We start from the raw sequence: 26,317 nt of genomic DNA on the forward strand, positions 1-26,317 counted from the left end.
CTGACAGGAGCGCCCTGACAACGCTTTCCTACGGACTCTGCCACGACCTCGCGATCCGCCTTCGACGAGCACGGTACCGACCTCTCGAAGCCGATCGACTACGACGAGCAGCATCGCACGCTGAACGTCTCTGAGCTGCGCATATACTTTCCAATTGCGTGTTGTGGCCGATGCAACTCTGCTCGGTCTCGGCTTGACAGGCGACGCCGCACAGACCTTAATCAAACGTAAGTTCGATTAAGGTGCCGTCTCCCCGCGGTGCGCTGAGGCTGTCCACGCGTGTTCCAGCGGATGGCTCTCCGGCGTGACGCGGGTTGGAGGCGGCTGTGGTGGACGAGCGGATTGCACGGCTTGTCGCGATTCCCGGTGTCCGCACGGCCGCCGAGGTTGCCGAACAGGTTGCTGGAGCGGCGGCGTCCAGTGAGGTGCTGCCTGTGCTGCCTGGTTTGACGCGGTTGTTGCCAGGCACGGGGCTGGAGCGTGGCGACACGGTCGCGGTCAGCGGCTCGGTGTCGCTGTTGCTTGGCTTGGTGGCTGGTGTCACCGGTGCAGGCGGGTGGGCCGCCGTGGTCGGGATGCCTGAGCTGGGGTTGGTCGCGGCGGCGGAGCTCGGTGTGGACCTCGGTCGGTTCGCGTTGGTTGCGTCCCCGGTCGCTGAGGTGATCGCGGTCGCGACGGCGTTGCTGGACGGGGTCGATCTGGTGGTGCTCGGCTCGCCCGCGGTCGCGGTCGCGGCCGTGTCCGGGCCGGTGGCCCGGCGGTTGTCCGCGAGGGCCCGGCACCGCGGCGCGGTCTTGGTCGCGGCGGGGCCGTGGCCGGGCGCGGAGCTGGAACTGCGTGCCGAGCCGGGCTTGTGGAGCGGGCTGGAGGATGGTCCGACCGGCTACCTGACCGGGCAGATAGCCGTGGTGTACCGCCACGGGCGGGGCGCGGCGGCTCGTCCGGCGCGCTTCACGGTCGCGCTGCCGCACCCCGGAGGTGAGATCACTGCGGTCCCGGTGCGGCGGGACCGCAGTGCCGAGCAGGTCGCGGCGCTGGAGAGCGCGAGATGAGCGCGGTCCGGCTCATGGTCGTGTATTGCCCGGACTGGCCTGTGGTCGCGGCCACCGCCGCGGCCGGAATCCCGGTGACCCGGCCGGCAGCTGTCTACTCCGGCAACCGGGTAGTCGCGTGCTCGGCCGCGGCGCGTGCGTGTGGAGTTCGGCGCGGTATGGCGCGCCGGGCGGCGGAGTCGCTGTGCGAGTACGTGGCACGGTTCGACCAGGACGCGGATCGGGACGCGCGTCTGTTCGAGCCAGTCGCTGCCGCGGTGGAGCGCCTGGCGGTCGGCGTGGAGGTCGTCCGGCCTGGGGTGGTGGCGGTTCCGGTGGCGGGAGCGGCCGGCTATTTCGGCGGAGAGGAACAGCTGGGGGAGCGGGTAGTCGACGAGGTCGCCGCCCGGGCGGGAGTGGAGTGCGAGGTCGGGGTGGCGGACGGACTGTTCGCGGCGACGCTCGCCGCCCGCACCGGCCAGCTCGTCGCCCCAGGCGCGAGCGCGCAGTTCCTTGCCCCACGGGCCATCGGCGATCTCGACCAGCCGGAGGCACCCCGCGCGACGTTAGTCGCGTCGCTGCGGCAACTCGGGTTGCGCACCTTGGGCGCGTTCGCCGAGCTGGCAGAACGGGACGTCGCCGGCCGTTTCGGCGCCGACGGGGCTCAGGCACATCGGCTGGCGCGCGGGCTGTCGGAGCGGCCACCTGCACGACGGCGGCCGCCGCCAGAGCTGGCGGTGCAGGAGTCGTTCGACCCGCCGTTGGAGCGGGTCGACGCGGCCGCATTCGTTGCGAAGGCCCTGGGTGAGCGGCTGCACGGTGTGCTGGCGGCGCGAGGGCTGGCCTGTACGCGACTGGCCGTGCGGGCGGTGACCGAGGCGGACGAGCAGTTCGCGCGGGTGTGGCGGTGCGCGGAACCGCTGACCGCGCAAGGCATCGCGGATCGGGCACGGTGGCAGTGCGACAGCTGGCTCACCCGCCCGCCCAGCGGCCGCCCGACGGCGGGGATGGTGCGGTTGGTGCTGGAGCCGGAGGAGACGGTGGCCGGGGCGGCGCTGCAGCTGCAGCTGACCGGCCGCGCCGAGCACGCTGACGCCGACGAGCGTGCAGGGCGGGCGTTCACCCGCGTCCAGGCCCTCCTCGGCCCGGACGCGGTCGTCACGGCGCAGCTGGTCGGCGGGCGTGGCCCGAGCGATCGCGTCCGGTTCGTGCCCTGGGGCGAGCCCCGCGACGCCGACGACGCCGCGCCGTGGCCGGGGCGGCTGCCCGCGCCGGCGCCCGCAATCGTTCCTCATTCGAAGACACCGGTCGTCGTCCGGGATGTGGACGGACACGAGGTGGTCCCGACCGAGCGGCAGGGGCTGACCGGCGTGCCCGCCGTGGCCGAGGTCGAGGGCAGGCCACCGTCGCCGGTGCTCGGATGGGCTGGGCCATGGCGTGCCCAGACAGCCGACTGGCGCCCCGGAAACACCGGTGACCAAACTCGAATCCAGCTACTGCTCGGCGAGACGCAACCCGGACGCGGGGACACGGCTGTCCTGCTGCTGCACGGCGAACTGTCCGGTCCACAGTGGATACTCGAAGGCGTGTACCGCTGAGCGTCGTCCGAACGCGCAGTGTGCCCGGCTCAGCCGGGGAAAGGCAGATGCGGGTGGCGTTTGAGGACGCGGGGCTCGAGGATGGGGCCGGGCCAGAGGACGACGTGGTAGGTGTCGGCGCCGTGGACCCGGTCCTCGCTGATGGTGTCGAATCCCTTCGCGTAGACGCGGGCGGTGTAGTCGCCGGGCGGGACGGCGGTGCGGGGGACGGTCGGCCGGTAGTCGAATTTGGACACGACGATGCGGCCGCTGGTGATGCGGAGGCCGGCTTCGGTGACGTGGTCCCAGTCCTCGAGGTTGTCGTCGGGAGCGTCGGCGCGGACGTCGAGGGTGACCGGGAGGAGGAGCCGGCGCGCGGTGCCGACGCCGATGGCGCCTTCGGCCGCGGCGATGAGGTCGGTCATCACGCTGGTGATGAAGGCGCGGTCGGTGTCCGGGCGTGCGGTGTCGTCCTGGACGAAGAAGCTGCCGTAGTCCGCGAGCACGTCGAGTTCGGCGTGCGCGATCGGTGCGGGAGGCTGGCTGGGTGTGTCGGGCATGAGCTGTACCTGGGCTCCGTCGGGTAGGTCGTGGATGGAGGAGGCGAAGGGGCCGCGGATGCGGATGCAGACCGCGGCGTCCTCGGCGGTGAGGTTCGTGTCGTCGTAGGCGCTGATCACCCGCGCGCGATCCGCCTCGTGCGTCGGCCCCACCTTTGCACGGAACCTGAGAAGCCGCGGGCTGGCAAGGTCGGGCAAGATGGTCGCCATGACCGTCGGCGAGCACCTGGCCCAACAACTGCGGAGCCATCTTGTTACGCAGCTCGCCGATGTTGCGGCGATGTTCCCGTCGAAACCCGACTGGTGCCACAACAGTGCCCAGGCCTTGGTTCTCGGCCATGGCCGCTGGTTCCGGCCGGCTCCGTTGCCGGTCGGTCGGACCCTCGGATCGCCGGGAAGATGCTTCGCCAACGCAACCCGGCACGCCGCCCGCCACGATCTGGCGTATGTGGAGGGGTTCGCCCTCCCCGAGGCCGGCCCGGTCTTGCAACATGCCTGGTGCGCCCGCCGCGATGGCACCGTTGAGGATCCCACTTGGGGCGCAGACGGTCTGGCCTACCTCGGCATCCCCTTCACCCGCCACTACCTCCAGGCGCAGCACCGACGCGGGAATACGCACCAGCTGCTGTTCGAACAACACCGCAGCGACTGGGAACTCTTCCGTTTCGGCATCGGCGAGGACATCGTCGAGGACATCGGCGAGCTGAACGAGCCGATAACCCTTTCCAAGCAACAAGAAAATTAGGCGCCGCCTGCTGGCATTCAGATGCGGCCCATGGATAGCGAGCGTCCCGGTCCGTGTCAAGAGGATGTGGGCGGCCCTGTCCATTCCCGTGCGTCGTCGCGCCGGTTCTGGAGGAGCCACCAGAGCTGGCGTAAGGATTTCGCCGGCACGCTGTGGCTGGCTGCGCGCATTGCCTTGGTGAAGTCGGCGCGAGTCGGTGTGCCGGGCAGGGCATCGATGATCGGCAGGGCCTGCGCGATTAGAGTGGTGAACTCCCGGAATTCGTGGTGCTCGTTGTTGTGCGCGGCGGGGATTCCGGTGTTGTGGCAGGCGGCGGTGGCTGCCGCCCACAGGCCGGTGGTGGCGTAACTCCACGCGCGGCTGGTTTTCGTCGCGGCGGGTGCGTCCTCGCCGAGTAGGTGTCCGAGCGTTTGGTCGAGTTGGCTGCGTGTGGTGGAGATGCGGAAGCCACGTCTGTTCGCGGCGTCCTTCACTGAGGTCCACGGGGTCTGCGGTTGGTGCCAGAACGCGATGGCCGTTGCCACGAGCACTTCGACCAGGGCTGGCGTGTCCCGGACATCCGCGCCCTGATTCTTCTGTCCGCAGGTGTTTCACGTGCGGGTTCGCATGACGAGACTTGGTGGACGTCCGCATGCCGGGTGGCCTGCTCTGTCGCCGGCCGTGCGGTGTGCCGAGGCTGGGGGTCTGCGATGACGGTAACCCCCAGGTGATCCAGCGCGGCAAGGTCGGAAATGCCGGCCGCGAGGAGTGCGGGCACCCCGAGCGAGGCGGCCAGCACGAGGGTGTGGGCCTGTCCGGAGGACAGGCCGTGTTCGGCGGCGACGGCATTGACGGCGGGCTGCACGGCGAGCTGCGCTTGATAGGGCAGCACTCGTTTGATCCCGATGCGCACGAGCTCGTCCAGGATGTGGTCGACGAGGGCGCCCACGCAGGGGCCGGCGCGGGCTTCGAGCCGGGTGAGGTCGCCGCGCCATCGATCGAGGACGGCGTCGACGAACTCGAGCAGGGAGAACTCCGCGACGTATGCGCCGTGCCGGGTGATCGTCCCAGCGAGCTGGGCTACGGCGTTGTCGTCGTAGGTGGTGAGCAACCGGACTAGGATCCTTGCGTCGACCACGGCTGCCGATTCGATACCGGCGGCGCTCACTACCTCGTACTCGCTGTCGCGATCGAAATCCTGCCGTGCGGCGGATTGCGCGGCGGAGCACAGCTGTGTGCGTAGCCGCTGGATTGCGCGCAGCGGGGTTTCGAGCGTGACGGAACCGGGGCTGTCGGGATCGATACGAACGATCACGGTGGCCGACTGGCTGACGACGCCGAGGGCTTCCCGCGCCACGAGGGGCAGCTGTCCCTAGCCCCGCACGTCGATCCGGGCCCTCGCCGACACCGACCGACCCCCACTGCCTCCGGAGGACACCATCCCTGTCCGGGACGCCATCCCGCCAGACCCCGCCGGGCCGTTGCCGTCCAGCGGGTGCGCCTGTCGATGGCTCTTGATGCCTGTCGAGATCCGAATGCCCCACTACCAGTCCCCGCCCTAGCCGACGCCAGTGCCCCATCAGTCAGCCACAGGGGCGCCAGAAAGTAGTCGCAAGGTCACAGTGTGCTCAAGGCTGTGTGCGGACGAGTGGCCGACACGAGGCGTTCACCCCGCGCTCCGAGAGGTGGAGCGTCGATGACGTCGGCGAGGCGGCCCGAGCGGCACCGCCTCGCCGTGCCCGTCGTCTTGGGCTAAGCACCCCGCAGCTGGAGTACGGGACGTGGCCCGGGGCTGGGCAGCGCGCGATCTTGGTGACAGTCTGCGAATACAACTGAAGCGTCCTGAAATTCCACAGTTGCTACTATAAAGTCTGAAGATAGGTGGAATTGTCGCTGCGGCATGCCTGCTTGATGGCCCTCACCTGCGCAATCGCCTCGAAACGTTCCTTCCGACACCCCTCATGAACCTCTGACCCCAGAAAGCCCGCGGTTGAATTACGCTGCCGCCGCAGTCTGAAGTTCTCGCTTTTGCGAGGTGGTGTTGCAGGACGGCTCTTCCCGTGTTGCCGACCACGCCGGCCGGGTGGTCGATCGAACCACTCGGGATAGGAGTTCCTTCCCGTGACCCAGGTGATCAACGAAGGTGACGACCCGAGCCCGCAGGACACTGTCCCGCCGGGCGAGGAGGCGGATCGGCATCCCCGGGCGAAACCCGCGCCGGAAGCCGGTGAGTCTCTCACCGATGAAGAGCGCCGGGCTCAGAAGGCCCGGCGCGTCATCACCATCGCGCAGGTCGTACTCGCCGTCGCGCAGACGGTGGACGGGGTTGTCAGGATGTTCTCCTGACACCGGCCGGCCTGGACGCAGCCGCATCTGGGCCGGTCCCATCCTCGACCGCCACCCGATGAGCGCAATCGGAAGGATTCTGCCGCGTCCCGGAAATCGGTGTTCCCGATTTCATGAACAGCCGACGCTGTAGGGCATAGCGGCCGAGACGGTGGCGTCGTGCTCACAGCCGTTCCAGCCGCTGCCGGATCCCGCCTGCACGCCAGGGCTGCCAACCCAGATGTCACCCAGTCCACTATCGACTCGACGATCTGCGTGCCGGGCTGGACGGCGACCGTGCGGCCGCCGACTTCGTAAACGAACCCGTTGAAGGTTCGGGATCGCGGATTGCGGCTACACAGGGCACCAGCTCCAGCTCATACGAGGAGGACCATTTCCTGCCGTTGGAACTCGGCGGATCGTCGCGGGACCCGAAGGGCTTCTGGCCCGAGTTGTACAGCGGTGATAAGAGCTCCTACAGCTCGGACTCGGCGGAGAACGCGCTGAAGAAGGCTGGCTGCGACGGCCGGACCGCTCTCGCGGCGGCACAGCACGCCATGCGTACCGGTTGGACCACCGCCGAATCAGTCCTCGGCTGATCCCGGCGCACCTCCTGGAGGCACCGCGGCGCCCGGCTGACGACGTGACACTCTGCAAGCCGGGCGCGGTGCTAGTGACTGGCGCCCAGCGGCAGCCTCGTCTGCGCGGCATGGACCATTCCCGTTTGCCAGACAGGAGGAAGCGCTAAGGGTTCACCGTGCGTGGCTTTCACGCTGGCGCGGTTTTTCGCGCGCTCGGTCTCTGTCCACATGCGAGTCAGCCATTGCAGGACCCGAACGAGTGCCAGAGCTTCAGCGACGACGGGTTCACCGGGCACGGGCGCAATTCCGGCGAGGTCTCGGAAGTCGTCGAGTGTCCGGGGCGCGGCATCTGCATCCGGAAGGTCGCGTTGCCACTCCAGGGCGGAGTCGGTTTCCTGGTACTGCCCACGATGCTCGATGATCTCGGCGAGAATCTCGCGCGGGTCGACGAGCTGGTTCACCCACCAGTCGGCGTCGTCGATGCCGGCGGCGTCGGTCAGCAGGCGCAGGGGCTGTGCGACCGCATCCGCGGACATCGTCACCACGGCGCGGCGCTCGAGGACACCCAGCAGGCGTCGGGCCAGTTCCGGCGTACGGGCGTCGTTGAGGGATGGCGCGTTCGCGCCGGTCGGGTTCCCTTCGACGCTGACCTGCCAGATCGCGATCCCGTCGCCCTCGGCCTTCGGCCCGAGCAGCACCACTGCACTGCCGGGGCACGGGAATCGCTCGGCGCCCGGGCTGCTCGACGCTGTGGTCATCATCATCTCCTCAGGTCAGAAGGCCGACAGCATGATCCTCGCGGCGGGAGCTTCCCCGAGGCTACGTGGACGGCATCGTCGGAGCGGTGCGTGCGCCCCGCGGAACGGCATCGCCGGCTACTCGGCGTCGAGGGCTCGGCCGAGGAGGAGGGTGGGCGGTCATCGCGGGGTGGCCGCGGCTGGGAGGCGCTGCTGCGTCGATCGCCGCATCGGAGGAAGACATTCGAGAGCTGGCTGTCGGCATCGTGGATGGCCGGCCCGGTCACTCTTCGTCGGGTTGCTGGGTCTCGACGTGGTGCCTGTACTCGGCGGCGTAGGCGGCTTCCTTGTCGAGTGCGCGGGTAAATGTGTTCATCAGCCTGCCGAGGACGGGGCCGGGGGCGATGTCTCGTCGCGGTTGCTCGCGTGTCCGGTGCGGTCGATGTCCCGGCTGACGACGACACGGCGCCCGCTGGCCAACAATGAGATGCTGGCAGGGCGTGCCGGCAGGACCCTCCCCCTCGGCCTGCCGGCACGCCCCACTTACTGCCGCGCGCACGCAAGACACCGGACCGTGTGCCGTACCGGCGCCTAGCCACCGTCGACCTGGTCGGTGGTTGTGTCCGTGATGTCGCCGAAGTGCTTCTCTCCCAACGCCATCGCGTCGCCCTGTGACGGACCACCAGCCGCTTTCATCACCTCCATCTCCGCCTGTAACCTCTCCAGCTGAAAGCCGACGGTGCCCGGAAGGTGAAGTGACTTTGCGGAATCAATTGTCGCGTGCTCCCTGGTCGCCGAGGAGCCGTCCGGTAAGTCATCGGAGTGAGAGAACGGTCACGGCGGTAGTGAGTTCTGCTTGTTAGTAGGCGATCTGTTTGGCATACCTCGCGCGATCTTCGCGTAGTTCCTGCCATTGTTGATCACCCTGTGCCGGCCCCTCGAATCGTGGACCTCCGGTCGGCCTGCGCAACGGTGAACGCCAGCATGCCGAGGTGATCGAGTAAATCCAGATTTCCGAACCACTCCGGCTGTGAATCACCAACTGAGCCTCGTTCGGTAACGTCTTTGCTCCATTAGCATGATAATAAGGATAAATCAGTCAAAGCAGACTTGTTGTTGTGACGAAGTAACAGCTGCGCACGATCAACCCTTCTGCACGATGTTCTGCCGTGCGAGGGGCCTTCTTCGGGTTTTTTTGTGCCTGGTCCAGGTTTTCTGGCGCGGTTTCATGCTGCACTCATGCGTGTCGAGGGGAAGACTGATGAGGCATAGATCTGCTGCGGCGGTGGCCGCTGTGACGTGGGGGGCGCTGGTGGTTGCTGTACCGCATACCGCGTCCGCCGAGCCGCATACGGTGGCGCCGCCGTCGACGGTGTGGACGCCGCCTGCGACGGTGAATCACACCCCGACCGGCGGCCTGCCGCCGTCCGCGAACTGGGCACCCGGGTGGAAGCCGGGCCTCGCCCCTGCGGCGGTGTCGTCGTGCGGGGCGAACGAGACCGGTTTGCTGCCACAGTATCCGCTGGAGCGGTTCCCGATTTCGGATCGAATGGAGGCGCTGGTCAACACCCATGACGGGAACCTGACGATCACCCAGCGGCAGCTGACGGTCCAGGGGACCGGGGAGAACCTGTCGCTGAGCCAGGTCTACAACAACCAGCGTCCGGGCAACGGCAGTTTCGGTACCGGCTGGACGCTGAGTCACGGCCAGGACATCGGCCTCACGTTCTCAGGCAGCGACGTCGTCGTGCACGGCGACTCCGGTTATTGCGCGACGTACAAGCACAATGCCGACGGCAGCTACGTCGAGGCGCCAGGTATGCATGCGGAGCTGGCCAAGGGTTCGGACGGCAAGTACACACTGATCTTCGACAGTTCGAACGAGCGGTGGACGTTCAGCCCGGCGGGCTGGCTGCTGTCACAGGCCGATCGCAACGGCAACAGCAACACCGCTCGCTACAACCCGGACGGCACCACCGCCTCGATCACCGATTCGCAGACCCGGGTGACGACGTTCGGCTACCAGAATGGCCTGGTCTCGACGATCACCGACCCGACCGGCACCGTCGCGGCGACCTACGGCTACAACACCGCCGGGCAGTTGCAGGACTTCACCGACCGGTCTGGCACGTCGATGCACCTGACCTGGTTCCCCTCCGGTGACCTGGCCACGATCCAGGACCCGGACGGCAAGACCTACGGCTTCAGCTACGACGGATCCCACCGCGTCACGCAGGTGACGGTGCCCCGGCAGGCCGGCGACGCGACGACGTTGTTCGGCTACAGCAGCGGGCAGACCACCGAGACCGACCCGAACTCGCATTCGGTGACCTACTACTACGACGCCCAGGGCCGGCAGACCTCGGCCGTGGACGCACTCGGCCATCAGCGGCAGCAGAGCTGGACCGCCAACAGCGACGTCCAGACCACTATGGACGGATTGAACAACTCCACCACCAACCACTACGACCCGTTGAACAACCTGATCGGGACCGATCTGCCGACCGGCGCGAAGACCGGGGTGGGCTATACGGACGCCGCGCACCCGCATCTGCCCACCACGGTCACGGACCCGGCCGGGGACCAGGTCTCCCGCACCTACGACGACGCCGGGAACGTGAAGACGATCCACTCCGACGGGCTCAACGCCGACCTGCAGACGTTGACTTACTGGCAGCCGCTCGGATTGGTCCGGACCAGTGTCGACGGCAACGGCCATCCGACCACCTACGACTACGACAACGCCGGCAACCTCAAGAAGGTCACGCCCCCGACCCCGCTGGGACCGACGACCTACACCTACGACTCGCTCTCCCGCGTCGCCACGGTCACCGACGGCCGCGGCATCGAGCTGGACTACGGCTACGACAAACTCGACCGCGTCGTCTCGGTGACCCGCCACCACACCAGCGGCCCGGACACGGTCCTGCAAACCTCGGCGTATGACAACAACGGCAGCCTCAAACGCCGAGAAACCGCCACCGCGGTCCACACCTTCACCTACGACACCGGCGGCCTGGTCCTCACCGACACCCGCACCGACGGCACGAGCCCGACAGAGAACATCACCTACGGCTATGACCCCGCGACCAACCTGACCAGCCTCACCGACCCGGGCGGCCAGACGATCTACGGCTACGACAACGCGAACCGGCTCACCTCGGTCAAGGACCCGTTCGGGCAGACCACCGGCTTCGGCTACGACAACGCCGACCGCCGCACCACCGTCACCTGGCCCGGCGCGGGCAGCCAGACCAACGGCTACGACAACTCCGGCCGCCAGACCAGCCTCACGGTGAAGAACAGCGGCGGCACGCAGCTGTTGCAGACCACCTACAGCTTCACCCGCAGTGACGGCAAGGACTCCGATCAGATGCAGTCCAAAACCGACGCCTCCGGCACCACCGCCTACGGCTACGACAGCCTGCAACGGCTGAAGACCGCCGGTACCACCGGGTTCGACTACGACAACGCGTCGAACATGAAGAAACTCGGCGGCACCACGTTCACCTTCAACGCCGCCGACGAACTCGTCAACGACGGCCGCACCCGCACCTACGACACGGCCGGCAACCTCACCGGCGCCGACAACCCCACCGAGACCAACTTCTACAGCGACACCAGCCAGTACGCCTCGGGCACCGACGCCGCCGGCGACAGCTTCACCGCCAGCTACGACACCCTCGACCAGACCCAACCCCACACACTCACCTACACCACCAGCGGCGGCACCACCACTGACCAGTTCACCACCACCGCCCTCGGCATGACCCAAGCCATCCACAACGGTGCCCGGACCAGCCTCACCCGGGACCCCAAGGGCACTCTCGTCACCGAAAAGGCCGGAACCAGCCGCTACAACCTGGTCACCGACTACCAGGGCAGCGTCATCGCCCTCGTCTCCACCACCGGCGCCCTGGCCGCCACCTACAAGTACGACCCCTACGGCGGCAGCACCGCCACCGGGCCGTCGGCCGGGGACAACCCGTTCCACTACCTCGGCCAATACCAATACGGCGTCGACATGCTGCTCGGCTACCGCTGGTACTTCCCCGGCTGGGGCCGCTTCACCACCCCCGACCCCACCGGACAAGAGGCCAACCACTACGCCTACGCCAAAGACGACCCCATCAACCGGAGTGACCCCACCGGCGCATCCGCCGCGCTGAATGCGTGCTCTGGCGCGATACTAGGTGTGGTACTTCTTGGGGCAGCGCTCACTGGCGGAGTCGTCGGACTGGCCGCAGCGTTCATTGCTGAAGATACACTAGGAGTTGGTTTGTCTCTTGTAGGATTAGCAGGCGCAGGTGCAGGTGGTTTGACAATTGACAGTTCGGCGTGCTGATGACGACGTTATCAACTGTTGGAATCATAGTTCTGGTCATTGCAATACTTCTGTCGCTGATTGCAATAGTTCGAAGTAGTCGAAAGAGGAGGGAAAAGTAGACTTTTGATGCTGTGGTTGGAATGCTGCAGAAATCAGCGTTCCAACCACAGTATTACCTATATACTTCAAGGCGGCGTGCACCAGTCGTGTCCAGCCTCCAGCACCGTTCAGCCCCTGTGTCGCCCGCCCACCGCGGGGTCCTCGTCGAGCAGGAACGGCCGTCGAGGAGCTCCGCAGCTTGGGTGTGGTCGCTGCGGCGTGAGGCCGGGGTGTAGCTGGTGTTCGAGGTGGCGCGCAGCTGGTGCGCCGCTACAACCTGGTCACCGACTACCAGGGCAGCGTCATCGCCCTCGTCTCCACCACCGGCGCCCTGGCCGCCACCTACAAGTACGACCCCTACGGCGGCAGCACCGCCACCGGGCCGTCGGCCGGGGACAACCCGTTCCACTACCTCGGCCAATACCAATACGGCGTCGACATGCTGCTCGGCTACCGCTGGTACTTCCCCGGCTGGGGCCGCTTCACCACACCCGACCCGACCGGACAGGAGGCCTGCCACTACGCCTACGCACAGGACGACCCCATCAGCCACAGCGACCCACGGGAGCCAAGGGTGGCAAGAGTTGCAACGCAGCCGGAATTGCAACGATCTTCACCTTGCTCGGATTTGCCGCCTGGATCGCAGCGGCTGGGGGTACCGGGGGCGTTCTCGCGCCCGTTGTCATTCAGGCAGGTACGCAACCGCATGAGCCCTGCTGGCACAATCTACGCATGCAGTTAAATTATACCGAGAGGATGAAGATCATCGACGGAAAGCTCTTGGGGTCGTTGATCGCATCTATTGTAACAATTGGGTTCTTTATATTTTCATTCTTCTACCTTAATACTCTCGTCGTCAACATACGGGCAATTCTCGCACTGCTGGCCATGTTGTATACGTGGTGGGCGTATTTCAAGGCGCGTAAAATCGAAAAGAAATGACCTGGTAAGCGTGCCGGGGCCGGGAATCCTGCGCAAGAAGAGTAAAATCACCAAATGAGCAAGTCGGTAAGTATAGCTTTTGTCACCGTCTCCGGAGTCTTGCTCATTACTATGATCGTGCTCGCATCGCTGTGGCGTCAGCCCACGTCCTTAATCGTCGGCGCTTTTCCCTTGGCACTGCTTGTGTACTTCATAATCTCGGTGAAGAAAAGCTGGAAAAAACTGTCCTAGTGCGCCGATCAGAACGTCCATGGCACGAACAGTGAGATTACGACGCCAATCTTGAGGACCGACAAGACCTGTAAGGTCTCGCCGGTCGTGACATGTCGATCTTGCGCGACCTGCCGTTTCTCGGCTTATCTCATCGCAATGTCATCAAGATCAGTCAAACTCGTGGCATTTCCTCGGTGTCCGACCGTTCGGTGCGACCGGGCCCGGCAGTCGCGGTGCGTTCGGACACCGGCTCGTCCGAGTCCGCCGGCTTCGCCCGCGGCGGCTCCGTTCGGCCCCGGCGACACCTTTGTCAAATGGAGGACATGTCCACCTGCACAGGCCACCGGCGCGGCCTCGGATCGCGCGGGCAGTCTGGATGTTTCACTCGAGATTCGGCGCAGTGAGGCAACTGACCCAGTACTCTGAGACGACTGCCCGGTCCATGAGCCGGATCAGCCCCCAGGTCCGTGCCCCGTTTCGCGTCGAGGTTGTCGCTGCCCATGGCCACGATGACGACTAATACCCGAACAGCTGTCAGTTACTGGATCGAGCCCGCATGAGCCGCATTAGTTGAAGGTGCGTGCCTCACCTGTTCGAAAGGTGAAAATCTCTCACGCACTGCAATGTTGGGCGGAAGTTTTTGCGCATCGCCTGGTTAATGCGAACTCTCCGGTGGAGCGCTATCCTGGCACCCGACAGAGCAGGCAGCAGGGAGGCGGTCCGATCAGCGTCGACACGAACAAGATCGATCGGGCCTCGGTCGCTCTCGGTGAATTTCAGGTCAATGAGTTGCTTGGCCATACATTTCGCGAGCAAACGACATCGGACTTTGGCGTCGATGCGCACGTCGAAATTAAACGCGACGGAAAAGCTACTGGACGACTTGTCGGCCTGCAGATAAAAGGCGGCAACTCGTGGTTCGAAGAAAAAACTGAGATTGGTTGGAAATTCCGCCCCGAAAAGAAGCATATTCCGTACTGGCTGAGTCACTCCTTGCCGATGTACGTGCTGCTCGTTGATAAGACCAATGGAACCATCTACTGGCAGGAGTTGTCCGAGAGAACTCTGGAGACCGGCCCACGCGGCGGTGTCTTTGTCACGGTCCCCAGGATTCAAACGCTCGAGACTGCAGGCGCGGTCTGGGAGATCGCTGCCGAGAAGTTCGCGGAGACGGCACTTTCTGACTACTCCGACAACCTCTCGCGTCTGCCTCCCTCGGCAGTCAGGGCTCTAGCTACCTTCGCAACGGCGAACGTAACCGCCGCGGCGCTGTTGGCAGCCCACCTTGCTCGAGGTCGAGGAGCCCCAGAGGTCGTCGTCCGCACCCTCAAGGACAGTGACCCAACCTGGTTGTCACCCGACGGTGGGAATATCGGTCTCATCGCGCTGGCCAGCTACGCGCACGCCCACTATCTCCCCGGGCTAGCAGCCGATGTGTTGCTCCTCGCCGCCGGCCGAGCACCCGAAACGAAGTACAAGCACACTCGGGATGCAGCCCTCATCTTGCTCGAATCCGACCGCGCTCGCGCCCGCGACCTTCTCGCCATAGCTGCGACAACGCCCATTGCCTCGGGCGACGCACGCATCGCCATCGGCCATGCTGTACTTGCGCACCCTGAAGGTTCGGCAGCACCCATTGTGATCTCGGATGAGGTCATGGCGCAGCTCGATGCCATCGCCGACGATGAGCTAGTGCTCGCATTTCGGGCGCAACGAAGCGAGCGTGCCGGCGATCTTGATCACGCAATCGATTTGTTCGAGCAGGCGCTCGCACTTGTTCCCGACTCGGCTGGGCTCATGGATACCCTTGCCGCCTCGCTCCTTCGCAGGGCGCGCGCGGGAAGGATGCAGCCCTTCGACGAGCAACGAGCCGTCCAACTCTCTTCAGGCGCAGTCGATCAGCTGCACAACTGGTCCGGTCCGACCGAATCGGCCTTGAAGACGCTCCTGCAGGGCCTGACCGTGAGCGGCCAGTTCTCGAAAGTTCTCGACCGAAGTCTGCCGGCGCCCGATGGTCGAGCGACCTCCGACGAGTCGCAGAGGGTCGACGTCCGCACGTCGGCCGCAACCGCCGCCACGATGCTCGGACGCCGTGACCTCGCGCTGCGCTTGATCGACTCTCTGCCTTCGGGCGTGAGCCAGGACTTTGCTCGTCTTCGACTGGGGGGCATTTCGGGCGATGTCGATGACCAGCGTGCAGCATGGACTGACCTGCTCGCGCGACTGGATGCGAGCCAGCCCGACGCTTTAGTGCAGGTGGTTATGCGTCTGAGTGATCTCGGAGTCGACGTGTCGGCGCGTCTCACCTCACTGATCGACGACAACATCATCGCGCCTGAGATCCGGGATCTAGCTGCCGTTGGCGCGAAGGCGCAAGTTGATCTCGATGCGGCACTTCCACAGTTGCGACTCTTGGCAGAACGTGACGCATTCGGTGCAGCTAGACTCGTTGACTATCTGGCAAACGCCGGAAGGCTCGACGATGCCCAAGTCGCATCGGAGGCGGCCTACCTCAGATTCGCAAACTCAGATTTCGCAGTGCGTCGCGCAGAATTACTCTTGCGCCTTGATCGTAAATCCGATGCACATGACGTAGCTACTGAGGCCCTTGCCACGTCGTCTCTCGATTCAATCCAGCGCCGCAAAGCGCATAAACTACTCGTCCGCCTGCTCTTGCAGGAAGCCATGCAGACGCCATCGGACATGCGAGTCTGGCGACGCGTCGAACGCCAGTTGATCGAATGCGTCAATTCCGACGAGTTAGTAGCCGAAGACCAAGACGTTTGGCAACTCGCAGGCGCTCAAATGCGGCTAAGGGAAGAAGCTGACGCCTTCGTGACGATCAAGCGGTATGAGCCAACAGTTACCACGCCAGACGAAGCTCATCTGTGGATGTCCATCATGGCAATGCAACCTACGCTGACCGCGCAGACATATGCACGTATGTTGGAACTAGCAGATACCTTTGCTGATGACGTCGAGTTGAGCGCCGCACTCCTGACCACAGTAATAGGGCGTACGCGTAACACTGAGGATGAGCCTGCTACCCCTGCTGATCAGCGGGCGGTACTTGATGGCGATCGTCGGGCCGCAGCTTTCGCCGCTCTCCAAGCCCACGTGCAGAGGCACGGCGATCAGAGCCCGATCAAGTTCGTTGAAGCTCCCACGCCAGAAGGCCTCATCGCCAAGATGACCGAACTTACCCGGCGCGATGACCGCCCACTCATCGAACTCTCTGAAATGATCCGTCAAGCTAGCGCGCCCCTAGGCATGTTGACGTCCGCCGTGAGACGGCCGTACTCGTCAACCCTCGCAATGAGACCTTTCGGTTACTTCATTTCCGCGGCGGCCTTTGAAGAGGATGATATTGCCGACGAGCGAGCAGCCAAGGCTTCGCCGAACTGCGACGTGGTCGTCGATCTTTCTGCCCTTCTCGTCGCTTGCGAGCTTGGTGAGTTTGACAGCTTCCGCGGCAATTTTAGAAGTCTACTCATTCCGTCCGCGTCACGCATGGACGTGCACGCAGGCCGCGCCACATTGGATGGTGAGTCATCCAGCAGTGGATCCATCAGGTACAACGCGGCAACCGACAAAATCGCCGCCGTAGAACTGAATGTTGAAGATCACCTCGGTGCACTCGCGCGCTTCTCGAAAATCGACAGCGCTCTCGCGGCAACTCAGACAGTCGCGGACGTCCCCCTTGATTATCTTGTGATTCCTCGATCAGCCCCTTGGCTCGGGCCGATTGGTCTCGCGAAACAGCGAGGTATACCACTCTGGTCAGACGACCTCGCGCAGAGGCGACTTGCCAGAACGCTGGGCGTAGAAGCTTTCGGGACAACGACGCTTCAGCAACTTCGCGCCGAAGATCGCCTTAACGGCGAAGAGGTAGACGACGTCCAGTTCCAAGAAGCTCTTGAGGCTCGACGGCAAGAGGTCATAGATGCCCTAGCTGCACGCATCGTTGACCTCCCAACCGATCGCGACGTTGTCATCAGTCAAGGCAGGGCAGAAGCCTGGAATGAACAGGTCGCCCTCGTTACAATCGGCCGGCAGGGTTGGTGGCATATGGCCGTCAACCCGTGGAGTGATCTCCGATCCATCCTGGCCGCGGTGGAAGCGGACGGCGGCCACTCTGATACGTGGCGCCATCACGCGATGTGGGGTGTCGCACGAGTCGCGCCTGACGACCCGAATCGTACGGCCCTTCTGCTCGCCTGCGTTGCGTTAGTCTGTGTCGACGACACTCTGAATGACGACAGGACCGTTGAGTATCTAGGGGCAGCCGGTAGTGTTGCGGTTCAGTTTGGCGCGAAAGTGCCGTCAGAATTTTTGGTTGAGGCCGCGACGGATCTTGACTCGGCGGGCGTATTCTCCTATGCACCAGTGGACGTCGCACGTCTGCGCCTTCGATTATCCGGTAATAACGGAGGTGATCCTTCGCCAACCGCATAGAAGGACTAGACTTCGGAAGTTGCAGCACGGTGGAGTATCGAGCCATCGGTGCAGGTGAACGTCAAACGCCGCTTCAGTTGGTTTTGAGACCCTACAAGACCGGTGCGCAGCGCGGTCGGGTCAGCGGAAGTCGCGTGACGGTGCGGCCAGGGCCGTGAGGTCGATGGGGATGATCTTGTCGGCGTCGATGGACACGGTGCCTTCGCCGATTCGGGCCAGGCCGCGGATGATCACAATGCGGGCGTGGCGCAGCAGTTTCTCGTAGCGGCGGTAGAAGCCTTTGGCGCAGACGATGTTGACCATGCCGGTCTCGTCTTCGAGGTTCAGGAAGGTGATGCCGCCGGCAGTGCCAGGGCGTTGACGGTGGGTGATGGTGCCGCCGACGTGAACGCGGGTGTTCTCGGTGAGGGTGAGCAGGTCGCGGGTGGTGGTGGCGCCATAGGTGTCGAATACGCTGCGGACGTAGGCGACGGGGTGGACGTCGGTGGTGATGCCGGTGGCGTTGCGATCGGAGACGGTCAGTTCGAGCGCGCTCATCGACGGTAGCGGTGGCGCTTGCTGCCCGACGGCGGTGCCGGGCAGGTGCCCGGTCCGGGTGCGGACCGCGGCGCCGGCGGCCCAGAGCGCTTGACGGCGGTCGAGCCCGAACACATCGAAGGCGCCGGCGCTGGCGAGGGCTTCGGCGACGGGGGTGGTGAGCTCGACCCGGTCGGTGAGGTCGGAGACTCCGGTGAACGCGCCTCGGGCCTGGCGTTCGGTGACGATCTGCTCGGCGACGTCCTGGCCGACGGTGGCGATGGCGGCGAGACCGAGGCGGATCGCCTGGCCGCCGCGGCTGGCGGGGTCGGGCTCGAGGGTGGCATGGGGGAGGCTGGCGTTGATGTCGGGGCGGCGGGCGGTAACCCCGTGTCGGCGGGCATCCTGGACAAGGGATTGCGGGCTGTAGAACCCCATCGGCTGCGCGCGCAGCAGCCCGGCGCAAAACGCGGCCGGATAGTATTTTTTGAAATAGGCGCTCGCATAAACCAGTAATGCGAACGACATGCTGTGGCTCTCGGGAAAACCGTAGCCGGAGAACGCGCGGATCTGTTCGTAGATCGTGTCGGCAAGGCCGCCGGCGATGCCGTTGGCGCTGGCCCCTTCGAAGAACCGGCCGGCCAGTCGCGCCATTTTCGCGGTGGAGCGTTTTGCGCCCATCGCTCGCCGCAGCTGATCGGCCTCCGCCGCCGTGAAGGACGCGACGTCGCGGGCGAGTTGCATCACCTGCTCCTGGAACAAGGGCACCCCCAAGGTCCTCTCGAGTGCAGGCGCGAGGAGCGGATGTGCGTGCTCCCAGGCTTCTTCTCCGCGGCGCCGGCGGATGTAGGGGTGGACCGAGCCGCCCTGGATCGGGCCGGGCCGGATGAGCGCGACTTCGACGACGAGGTCGTAGAACTCGCGTGGCCGCAGCCGCGGCAGGGTCGCCAGCTGCGCGCGCGACTCGACCTGGAAGACGCCGACGGCGTCGGCCTCGCAGAGCATGTCGTACACGGCCGGGTCGGCGAGGTCGAGCTGTCCCATGTCGACGTCGATGCCGTGGTGCTCGGCGACGAGGTCGGTCATGTAGTGCAGCGCGGACAGCATCCCGAGTCCGAGGAGATCGAATTTGACCAGGCCGATGGAGGCGCAGTCGTCCTTGTCCCACTGCAACACCGACCGGTCCTTCGCGGTGGCCCACTCGACCGGCACGATCTCCGAGACCGGGGAGTGAGCGATGACCATGCCGCCCGAGTGGACACCGAGGTGCCGGGGCGTGTCCTCCAGCTGCGCGGCGAGGTCCAGTACCGGCCCGGGAATGGTGTGGTCGGACTCGGCGGCGCCGACGACCGAGCCCCAATGGTCGACTTGTTTCCCGAAAGCGTCCTGCTGGCCCGGGGTGTAGCCGAGGGCTTTGGCGGCGTCGCGGACGGCGGAGCGGCCGCGGTAGGTGATCACGTTCGCCACCTGCGCGGCGTGAAACCGGCCGTGCGTGGCGTAGACGTACTGGATGACCTCCTCGCGGCGGTCGGATTCGATGTCGACGTCGATGTCGGGCGGGCCGTCCCGCTCGGGGGAGAAGAAGCGCTCGAACAGCAGGTTCCAGCGGACGGGGTCGGCGTGACAGATGTATAGGGCGTAGCAGACCGCGGAGTTCGCTGCCGAGCCGCGGCCTTGGGCGTAGATGTTGTTGTCCCGGCAGTACTTCACGATGTCCCACACGACCAGGAAGTACCCCGGGAAGTCGAGTTCCTCGATGATCCGCAGCTCGTGGTCGAGCTGGGCATACGCAGTGGGGTTGGCCGCGCGGGGCCCGTAGCGGTCGGTGGCGCCGAGCTCGACGAGGTGACGCAGGTAGGCGGCTTCGTCGGCGAACCCGGGCGGGGTCGGGAATGGCGGCAGCCGGGGTGCGACGAGGGCGAGGTCGAACGCGCACTCGACGCCGAGCAACGCTGCGCGCTGCACGGCGCCGGGGTGGCGGGCGAACAGCTGGGCTTGTTCGGCGCCACTGCGCAGGAACGCCGGCCCGCCGCCGGGCAGCCAGCCCTGCAGGTCCGCGATCGACCGACGGGCCCGGACCGCCGCGACCGCGTGGGCGTGGTGCCGCTGGGCGGGGGTGGCGTAGTGAACGTTGTTGCTCGCCACGGTCGGGACCCCAAGGTCGGCGGCCATGCCGGCCAATGCGTCGTTGTGGCGGCCGTCGAGGGGCTGCATGTGGTGGATCAGCTCGACCACAACGTGCTCCCGCCCGAACCGATCCACCAGCTCGCGCAGCGCCATGGCAGCCGCGGCCGGGCCGGCCTCGACCAGGGCACGGCGGACGGCGCCCTTGCGGCAGCCGGTCAGGACCAAGACGTGTCCGCGCAGTTCCTCGACGACCATGCCCGGGTCGTAGACCGGGCGCCCCTTCTCGCCGCCGGCGAGCTGGGCGTGGGAGATCACCCGGCACAGCCGGCGGTAGCCCTCCAGATCCCGCGCCACCGCGAGCAGGTGCTCCCCGAGCGGGTCGGGGATCCCACCTCGCGGGCCGGGCAGCCCGAGGGACAGTTCGGCGCCGTGACCGGCGCGGATCCCGACCTCCCGGGCAGCCTCGGCGAACCGCACCGCGCCGTACATCCCGTCGTGATCACTCAGGATCACGGCGTCCAAGTCCAACCGGACCGCTTCCTCGACGAGTGCTTCCGGCGAGGACACGCCATCCAGGAACGAGTGGTAGGAGTGCAAATGCAGCTCGGCGTAGGGCACCCGCGGCTCGGGTTCCTCGCTCTCGGCGCGGACCCGCAGATCCTGCGGCGGCCGGTATCCCTCACGCTTGCGCGACTGCGGCGCCTCCGCCGTCGCCGGCTCGTCCGGGCTGCCCGCGGGTGGCCGGCCGGAGGCGATCCGCTCGAGCTCCGACCATCGGCGCACCGGGTTCTCAAACGCCATCACGAACTCCCACGGCATGTCGTCGCGCCGTGGGAAAGACGGCGAACTAAAGTACGTTCGTTGATCGAACGTGTGTACGACAGTGCGCTTGACGTGCGGGGAACCGCAACGTGTGCGCGGTCACATTGGTCTGAAAGAGTGAGGTGGCATGTGGCAGAGGAACCAGACCTGAGGTTGGCTACGAAGGTCTACGTCGAGGACAGCGTCGCCCACGGCACCTGGTACGTCCTGCCTGATCAGGTGTGGTTCCAGCCGCACCCACCACCGCCACCGCAGGCTCAGCCCCGGCCGCAGGCAGCGATCATGTCGGCGGAGACGCTCGCGAAGTGGGCCGCAGCCGGGACCATACGCGACGTGACCCCGAAGACCGGCGGTGCATCCACCTGAATCATGCCCAGCCGGCGTGATTGTCGGCTCGCTGATGCGTTGGGCATCGGCTTCGTCGCCAGGCGTTCGCTACGCCAGATCCCGTTGCATCGGCCGTTCTTGGTCGAAAACGCGGGAGAAGTCAGAACCCTGAAACGCCGTGAGCGGGGTGGATCCTGGCGCTTAACGTGGACCGCGGCGCCGTAGCCGGACACCTTCGGCGAGCAGGATTCGGCGGGTTTGGTTGTAGCTCATGCCGTGGGTGTCGGCCAATTGCTGGATAGTGCCGCCGTGGTGGTAGGCGTTGACCAGTCCTGGCGGGGTCTGCGGTAGGAGAATCTTTTGTGGACGGATGGTGACACCGGCGCGGTGGAGCAGTTCACGGACTTTCCGATAGCTGAGCGGGTACTGCTCGGCCAGGCTCTCCATGGTTTCGCCGTCGCTGTACCGCTGGACCAGTTCGGTGATGATGTCGTGATCGATCTCAAGCCCGCCGGCGATCGGTGGATCACTCGTCGCTGTGTGGTGCAGTGCCGGTTCCGTCAACGTCTCGTCCTCGGTTGGTGGCGGATCCCTGACGCCGCGCCGATCGTGGTCATCCGGAATGGGGGGAGTAGAAGAGCACGCCGCAGGGGCAGCGGCTTGCAGTCGGTGGCACTTCCGTGTGGCCCGCGGCGCAGGTGTGAGGTTCCCCCTGGGCGGTGGACACCGAGCTAGCAGGACTGCGGTCCTGCTGGAAGGATGTCCGTTATGCCTCCTCGTAAGCGTCGGTCGTACACGGCCGAGTACAAGATTGAGGCTGCGCATCGTGTGATCGACTCCGACCGCACGATCGCCGAGGTTGCCCGTGAGCTGGGGATCGATCCGGGGATGTTCAGTGTCTGGGTCAAAGACGAACGGCGGAGGATCGCCGCCGCCGGGGTCCACGGCGAGAAACCCCTGGAAGCTGCAGAGCAAGCCGAACTGCTGCGATTGCGCAGGCAGGTGGCCGAGCTGGAGAAGGACAACGCGTTCTTGGTAAAAGCGTCGGCGTACTTTGCCGCGATGCAGAAGAACCCGCGAGGTTCGATCTGATGGCGAAGTACGCCGGCCCCGACGAGCCCGCCGGCTCCACACCACCCGAGGGCACACGGTTCTCTGTCCTGCGCATGGCGCGGCTGCTCGGTGTCTCGACGTCCGGCTACTACGCGTACATGAAACGTTCCGCAGCAACGATGTTGACGCCCCGGCGGCAGCGCCGCGCTGATCTGGCGGTGAAGATCCTCGACGTACACACCGAGTCCGACGGTACCTACGGGTCCCCGCGGATCACCGCCGAACTACGGGCACGCGGTGAAACAGTGAACGAGAAAACCGTCGCGGCAATCATGGCCGGAATCGGGATCGAGGGCATCAGTCCCCGCACCTTCAAAGTCCGCACCACGGTGGTTGACCCGGCGGCGTCGTTTCCGCCGGATCTGGTGCGACGCAACTTCGACCAGGGCAAGCTCGACGCGGTCTGGCTGACCGACATCACCTACCTCACCTGCGGTGAGGGTGATCTGTACTTGTGCGCGATCCGCGACGGGCATTCCCGCCGCGTGCTCGGGCACATCGTCGCCGACCATATCGGTGCTGACATGGTCTGTGAGGCCATCGACGCGGCGGTGGCCTGCCGCAGCCGCGGTGTCGCCGGCACAGTGCTGCATTCCGATCGCGGTGGGGAATTCACGGCCGGGTTGACGGCGCGAGCCTGCGACCGGTACGGGTTGAAACGGTCGATGGGTGAGACCGGTATCTGCTGGGACAACAGCCCCGCGGAATCGTTCTGGTCAACGTTCAAGCACGAGTACTTTTACCGCCACACGTTCACAGTCAAGGCAGAACTTGTTGCTGCAGTTGACAAGTGGATCGGTCGGTACAACAATGAGAGGCGTCACTCGGCTATCGGGATGCTCAATCCTGTGTGCTACGAACAGTCCCTGACAGGCGCAGCGAAAGCTGCTTGAAGACCTGTCCACTGTTCGGGGGGAACCTCAGTGAACCGCACCCGCCCCTGCGGCTGGGGTGGGGCCGGGCGTGCGAAGCCCGGGGTGCGGGCGAGCCAGTCAGCAAACAGGTGTAACGGGTTGATGCCCCACTCGTCCTCGGCGTAGTAGCGGCGCTGGTTGCCCCGGCCCCGGGGGCCGGCCGCGGTCACGGCGTGGTTCCCGGGAGGTTTGGTCGGTTTCCGGTTCTGGCTGCCATGCGCACGCAGGGGAACTCCGACTTGCTGCAGCGCCTGGCGAACGGTGCCGTAGGCGGTGTAGTCCTCGTCGGTGAGGCCGTGGATGCTGGCGCCGGCGCGGTACTCGTGGGCGATCCGGTCAGCGTGGAGGTCCACGCGTTTGCCCCCTCGGGGAACCTCGGGCAGCTGAGTGCCCGCCCGGCGGAGGACGCGTCCGGCCCAACTGAGAGAGAGCCCGCACTCCTCGGCGATATCCACGATGAGCGTCAGCCGGCTGGCTGGGGTCCTGGTTCCAGTTCCAGCCGGGGTGGACGACGATCTTGATGACCTTCGCGGTTTCCCCGCCCCGGGTGCGGTCTTTCGAGCCGACACGGACGAAGAACTGCTTGTCCGCGACCGGGATGCTCGTGGTGTTGCCGGGCTGGTCGTCGACGCAGTGGGCGTTGGTGACGACCCACGGTCGGAACACAAGCGTTCCTCCGCAAGTGTGCTGTGCGAAACGGCCGTGTTTGGGTGCATTGTACTGGAGGGACGCCATCCAGCCGGTGTTACCGGTGGCTGCGGTGCCGCCGACGATCTGCGGTGCTACCTCGGCCGAGGCGACGCCGCCACCCAGCAGTGCGGGCACGGCAAGTGCGCTGGCGGCGATGAGGCTTCCTGCTGTCGATCTCAACGGTTCTCTTTCCTGATAGTGGTTTTCGGGTTTCCCACGGCTGACACCGGGGGAGTCTTCGTGACGGCACAGCGCTTCCGCCCGAGATGAGTCGGACAGGCCGGCGCGTGGTTCCGTTGCGCGGCAGCAAAATAGGCAGTCACTGCTCCTGGTCGAAGTCGTTGCCACGGCTGTGTGGATCGGAGCGTGCTGATCGTTCGGCAGGATGTCGCCGCGGTGTCTCCGCGGCCGCATCCTTCTCGCCACCCACCGGTTGTGGACCGCGGCCTGGGAGATGCGGGCTTGCTTCCACCCCGGTCAGGTCTACGTCTTTGAGCGGAAGGGGACGAGAAGCGTGTCGCAGATAGGGCCGTGTCCGCAGCCGCGCTCGTGGCGCGTGAACTCGGGGCAGGCGTAGCGTCCTCTGATCGTGTTCCGAAACGGTGTCCCGGAGGTCGCGGTCGTACAACGGCCAGGCCGGGGATGGTGGCCGTTTCCGCTCGGCTTCGACGCGGGCGGTGATCGCGGCCACCGAATCTGGGCGCTGACTCCACCGCCGACGCCGATTGCGAACTCGGGCTCGTAGCGCCAACGCTGTGCCGGCCAAGAGCGCGGCAGCTGCGAGGCTGGCAAGGAGGATTGGGCTCATGATTAGAGCGGCTGTCGTTGATCACCATGCGTCCGCCCGACCATCGGCGGCGCTACAGCTGGGGGCCCGTCCGGCTGTGGTTACGAGCGACAACGCGGAGACCTCGTCGGTGTGTTCGGGAATGAGGCGCACGATGTTCCGGCCGATTACGGTTTCGTTATCCGGCCGCAATGTGCCGTTTCGCCGGACGTGCGCCGTGTCGGGGCGGTCGAGCGGGCCGACCCTGTGGGCCACGTCAGTGGTCAGCACGAGGCACCTTGCCGTCGTCGGCGCGCGGGGACGGCGAGGCGGGCCGTCACCGCGGCAGCGATGACACTCAGAAGTTTGTGGAGTCCCTGGTCGAGGTCGTAGAGCGCGGTGCCAGGCCCGGACTCATCCGGTGGGTTGCCGGGCTTGCGCACCACGGTGGCGAACGCGATGTAAATGTCCTTGCGGTTGACCTGCTTCGCCAGCCACAGCAGCGGGCGGCGGCGGTCGATGATCCAGTGCGTCCCGAAATTGATCGCCGCACCGACAAGCCGGGCACGCCACGGTATCCGCATGCCGAGGGTGAGCGCGACGGCCTCGGTGACGACGAGTTGCCCGGCGGCGTAGGTCAGCACGTGGCCCGTGGCCGCACGGCGCCCGACGACGCGGGCCGGCACCGGAGCCTCGTCCTCACGCAGGCCGTCGACCCTGGCCACAGGCGTGCCATCACTGGGATACACCAGCTCGTCGCCGTGCAGTCCTTTGAGGACAGCGTCTTTCGGCCGCTGAAGCCAATGGTCCGCCCAAAGGTGCAGCCCGTGAAACATGCTGGCGAGTGCCCCGAACAGCGCTATCCGCGCCACGACCCGGTCTGAGACTGTCACCAAGGTCATCCGGGTTGCCCCGCTGTGTTGTGGGCTTCGCCGTCGGAGCGCTCGTAAAACGCCTCGAGATAGATGTCGGCGTCGTCGGATTCGTGATCGACGCCGAGAGGCTGGCCGAGATCGGCGCCCCACACCTGCACCTTGGCCTGTACCGGGCCGGCCAGTCGCCCTGCTGCGACGGCGAACTCCGGTGCGCAGTCGCGCCCTTTGAACGTCGTGCAGGCCGCGGCGCGGCGTGATGATTGTCGGCGTGGCATACGAACCTTCCTCTACGAGACGACTTCTGATAGATGTGACCCGCGAGCGTCACTGGTGCTCAACTGGGGTTGGAGAGGATGGGCTCTCATCGCAAATTTCCTCGGAGTTCCGCTGGGCCATGACCAGTGTTCCGGCGGCCAGCGAGAATCGGTTCGATGCCGCGACCATCGAAAGCGGCGTGGCAAGGCGTAGGCACCGGAATTGGCGTCGAATCGCAGGAACGACCCAAGCCGCTCCAGAAGCAGCGAGAGTGCGATCCTTCGTCACCGGCGTGGTTTTCGTCGCCGAGTCGTTGCGCGCTCGGAGCTGAGGCGACAATT

General features: G+C 65.7%; 22 protein-coding genes. 12 read left to right on the forward strand and 10 right to left on the reverse strand.

Annotated features, from left to right (window positions below):
- Positions 1-326 precede the first annotated feature (326 nt).
- Both OG371_RS36980 and OG371_RS36985 read left to right on the forward strand, forming a co-directional pair.
- Positions 327-1,052 carry a hypothetical protein gene (locus tag OG371_RS36980; RefSeq protein WP_442876025.1) on the forward strand — a complete coding sequence of 242 codons (726 nt, stop codon included), beginning with the start codon at positions 327-329 and terminating at the stop codon, positions 1,050-1,052.
- Positions 1,049-2,629 carry a DNA polymerase Y family protein gene (locus tag OG371_RS36985; protein WP_329060538.1) on the forward strand — a complete coding sequence of 527 codons (1,581 nt, stop codon included), beginning with the start codon at positions 1,049-1,051 and terminating at the stop codon, positions 2,627-2,629. The genes OG371_RS36980 and OG371_RS36985 overlap by 4 nt, the downstream gene beginning before the upstream one ends.
- Positions 2,630-2,658: 29 nt before the next feature.
- Here OG371_RS36985 and OG371_RS36990 read toward each other — a convergent pair whose 3' ends face one another.
- Entirely contained in the window at positions 2,659-3,321 is a 663-nt protein-coding gene (locus OG371_RS36990) for a hypothetical protein (protein ID WP_329060540.1), read from the reverse strand.
- A 55-nt stretch (positions 3,322-3,376) separates the two neighbouring features.
- Between OG371_RS36990 and OG371_RS36995 the strand changes: the two genes are divergently transcribed.
- Positions 3,377-3,913, forward strand: coding sequence for a hypothetical protein (locus OG371_RS36995; protein WP_329060542.1), 537 nt, complete (start codon positions 3,377-3,379; stop codon positions 3,911-3,913).
- Between the two features lie 56 nt (positions 3,914-3,969).
- On the opposite strand, the gene OG371_RS37000 is transcribed toward OG371_RS36995, so the two are convergent.
- Both OG371_RS37000 and OG371_RS37005 read right to left on the reverse strand, forming a co-directional pair.
- The gene (locus tag OG371_RS37000; protein ID WP_329060544.1) at positions 3,970-4,386 is read right to left on the reverse strand and encodes a hypothetical protein; all 417 of its coding nucleotides are present in this window, start codon (positions 4,384-4,386) and stop codon (positions 3,970-3,972) included.
- A complete protein-coding gene (locus OG371_RS37005) occupies positions 4,383-5,249 on the reverse strand; it encodes a hypothetical protein (protein WP_329060547.1) in 867 nt (288 codons plus the stop codon). Before OG371_RS37005 ends, OG371_RS37000 begins: the two co-directional genes overlap by 4 nt.
- A 764-nt stretch (positions 5,250-6,013) precedes the next feature.
- Here OG371_RS37005 and OG371_RS37010 point away from each other — a divergent pair.
- Positions 6,014-6,238 (forward strand): hypothetical protein, encoded by a 225-nt coding sequence (locus OG371_RS37010; RefSeq protein ID WP_329060549.1) that lies wholly within the window; start codon positions 6,014-6,016, stop codon positions 6,236-6,238.
- Between the two features lie 649 nt (positions 6,239-6,887).
- Here the strand turns inward: OG371_RS37010 and OG371_RS37015 are convergent.
- Positions 6,888-7,556 carry a DUF6218 family protein gene (locus OG371_RS37015; RefSeq protein WP_329060551.1) on the reverse strand — a complete coding sequence of 223 codons (669 nt, stop codon included), beginning with the start codon at positions 7,554-7,556 and terminating at the stop codon, positions 6,888-6,890.
- A 1,372-nt stretch (positions 7,557-8,928) separates the two neighbouring features.
- Between OG371_RS37015 and OG371_RS37020 the strand changes: the two genes are divergently transcribed.
- The 5 genes from OG371_RS37020 to OG371_RS37040 all read left to right on the forward strand — a co-directional run bounded on the left by OG371_RS37020 (position 8,929) and on the right by OG371_RS37040 (position 17,571).
- On the forward strand, positions 8,929-11,880 hold the full coding sequence (locus tag OG371_RS37020) for an RHS repeat-associated core domain-containing protein (protein WP_329060553.1): 2,952 nt from the start codon (positions 8,929-8,931) through the stop codon (positions 11,878-11,880).
- 343 nt (positions 11,881-12,223) lie between these two features.
- Complete coding sequence (locus OG371_RS37025) at positions 12,224-12,703, forward strand: RHS repeat-associated core domain-containing protein (RefSeq protein WP_329060555.1); 480 nt, start codon at positions 12,224-12,226, stop codon at positions 12,701-12,703.
- A 14-nt stretch (positions 12,704-12,717) separates the two neighbouring features.
- On the forward strand, positions 12,718-12,903 hold the full coding sequence (locus OG371_RS37030; RefSeq protein ID WP_329060557.1) for a hypothetical protein: 186 nt from the start codon (positions 12,718-12,720) through the stop codon (positions 12,901-12,903).
- A 54-nt stretch (positions 12,904-12,957) separates the two neighbouring features.
- Positions 12,958-13,134 carry a hypothetical protein gene (locus OG371_RS37035; RefSeq protein ID WP_329060559.1) on the forward strand — a complete coding sequence of 59 codons (177 nt, stop codon included), beginning with the start codon at positions 12,958-12,960 and terminating at the stop codon, positions 13,132-13,134.
- A gap of 582 nt (positions 13,135-13,716) precedes the next feature.
- A complete protein-coding gene (locus OG371_RS37040) occupies positions 13,717-17,571 on the forward strand; it encodes a DUF4365 domain-containing protein (protein WP_329060561.1) in 3,855 nt (1,284 codons plus the stop codon).
- Positions 17,572-17,691: 120 nt separating this feature from the next.
- On the opposite strand, the gene OG371_RS37045 is transcribed toward OG371_RS37040, so the two are convergent.
- Positions 17,692-21,015: an error-prone DNA polymerase gene (locus tag OG371_RS37045; RefSeq protein WP_329060565.1), complete on the reverse strand. Its 3,324-nt coding sequence runs from the start codon at positions 21,013-21,015 to the stop codon at positions 17,692-17,694.
- 150 nt (positions 21,016-21,165) lie between these two features.
- Between OG371_RS37045 and OG371_RS37050 the strand changes: the two genes are divergently transcribed.
- Complete coding sequence (locus tag OG371_RS37050) at positions 21,166-21,402, forward strand: hypothetical protein (RefSeq protein ID WP_329060567.1); 237 nt, start codon at positions 21,166-21,168, stop codon at positions 21,400-21,402.
- A 162-nt stretch (positions 21,403-21,564) separates the two neighbouring features.
- Here the strand turns inward: OG371_RS37050 and OG371_RS37055 are convergent, their stop codons facing one another.
- On the reverse strand, positions 21,565-21,927 hold the full coding sequence (locus OG371_RS37055) for a helix-turn-helix domain-containing protein (protein ID WP_329060569.1): 363 nt from the start codon (positions 21,925-21,927) through the stop codon (positions 21,565-21,567).
- Between the two features lie 204 nt (positions 21,928-22,131).
- On the opposite strand from OG371_RS37055, the gene OG371_RS37060 reads away from it, so the two are divergent.
- The gene (locus tag OG371_RS37060; protein ID WP_329057474.1) at positions 22,132-22,455 is read left to right on the forward strand and encodes a transposase; all 324 of its coding nucleotides are present in this window, start codon (positions 22,132-22,134) and stop codon (positions 22,453-22,455) included.
- Positions 22,455-23,369: an IS3 family transposase gene (locus tag OG371_RS37065; protein ID WP_329057475.1), complete on the forward strand. Its 915-nt coding sequence runs from the start codon at positions 22,455-22,457 to the stop codon at positions 23,367-23,369. Before OG371_RS37060 ends, OG371_RS37065 begins: the two co-directional genes overlap by 1 nt.
- On the opposite strand, the gene OG371_RS47540 is transcribed toward OG371_RS37065, so the two are convergent.
- The 4 genes from OG371_RS47540 to OG371_RS37080 all read right to left on the reverse strand — a co-directional run bounded on the left by OG371_RS47540 (position 23,330) and on the right by OG371_RS37080 (position 25,996).
- Positions 23,330-23,845: a helix-turn-helix domain-containing protein gene (locus OG371_RS47540; RefSeq protein ID WP_442876026.1), complete on the reverse strand. Its 516-nt coding sequence runs from the start codon at positions 23,843-23,845 to the stop codon at positions 23,330-23,332. The two genes, OG371_RS37065 and OG371_RS47540, sit on opposite strands and share 40 nt — an antisense overlap.
- Positions 23,727-24,494 (reverse strand): trypsin-like serine protease, encoded by a 768-nt coding sequence (locus OG371_RS37070; RefSeq protein ID WP_329073374.1) that lies wholly within the window; start codon positions 24,492-24,494, stop codon positions 23,727-23,729. Before OG371_RS37070 ends, OG371_RS47540 begins: the two co-directional genes overlap by 119 nt.
- A gap of 636 nt (positions 24,495-25,130) precedes the next feature.
- Entirely contained in the window at positions 25,131-25,718 is a 588-nt protein-coding gene (locus OG371_RS37075; protein WP_329060571.1) for a hypothetical protein, read from the reverse strand.
- A 26-nt stretch (positions 25,719-25,744) separates the two neighbouring features.
- Positions 25,745-25,996 (reverse strand): hypothetical protein, encoded by a 252-nt coding sequence (locus tag OG371_RS37080; protein WP_329060573.1) that lies wholly within the window; start codon positions 25,994-25,996, stop codon positions 25,745-25,747.
- Positions 25,997-26,317 lie beyond the last annotated feature (321 nt).

The sequence above is a fragment of the Amycolatopsis sp. NBC_01480 genome (genome assembly GCF_036227205.1).
Lineage (GTDB): Bacteria > Actinomycetota > Actinomycetes > Mycobacteriales > Pseudonocardiaceae > Amycolatopsis.

Excerpts from the sequence above, each read along its gene's own strand:
- OG371_RS36985 (WP_329060538.1), top strand. The coding sequence starts at position 1,049 with ATGAGCGCGGTCCGGCTCATGGTCGTGTATTGCCCGGACTGGCCTGTG.
- OG371_RS36995 (WP_329060542.1), top strand. The coding sequence starts at position 3,377 with ATGACCGTCGGCGAGCACCTGGCCCAACAACTGCGGAGCCATCTTGTT.
- OG371_RS37015 (WP_329060551.1), bottom strand. The coding sequence starts at position 7,556 with ATGACCACAGCGTCGAGCAGCCCGGGCGCCGAGCGATTCCCGTGCCCC.
- OG371_RS37030 (WP_329060557.1), top strand. The coding sequence starts at position 12,718 with ATGAAGATCATCGACGGAAAGCTCTTGGGGTCGTTGATCGCATCTATT.
- OG371_RS37035 (WP_329060559.1), top strand. The coding sequence starts at position 12,958 with ATGAGCAAGTCGGTAAGTATAGCTTTTGTCACCGTCTCCGGAGTCTTG.
- OG371_RS37045 (WP_329060565.1), bottom strand. The coding sequence starts at position 21,015 with ATGGCGTTTGAGAACCCGGTGCGCCGATGGTCGGAGCTCGAGCGGATC.
- OG371_RS37060 (WP_329057474.1), top strand. The coding sequence starts at position 22,132 with ATGCCTCCTCGTAAGCGTCGGTCGTACACGGCCGAGTACAAGATTGAG.
- OG371_RS37065 (WP_329057475.1), top strand. The coding sequence starts at position 22,455 with ATGGCGAAGTACGCCGGCCCCGACGAGCCCGCCGGCTCCACACCACCC.
- OG371_RS37070 (WP_329073374.1), bottom strand. The coding sequence starts at position 24,494 with ATGCGGCCGCGGAGACACCGCGGCGACATCCTGCCGAACGATCAGCAC.
- OG371_RS37080 (WP_329060573.1), bottom strand. The coding sequence starts at position 25,996 with ATGCCACGCCGACAATCATCACGCCGCGCCGCGGCCTGCACGACGTTC.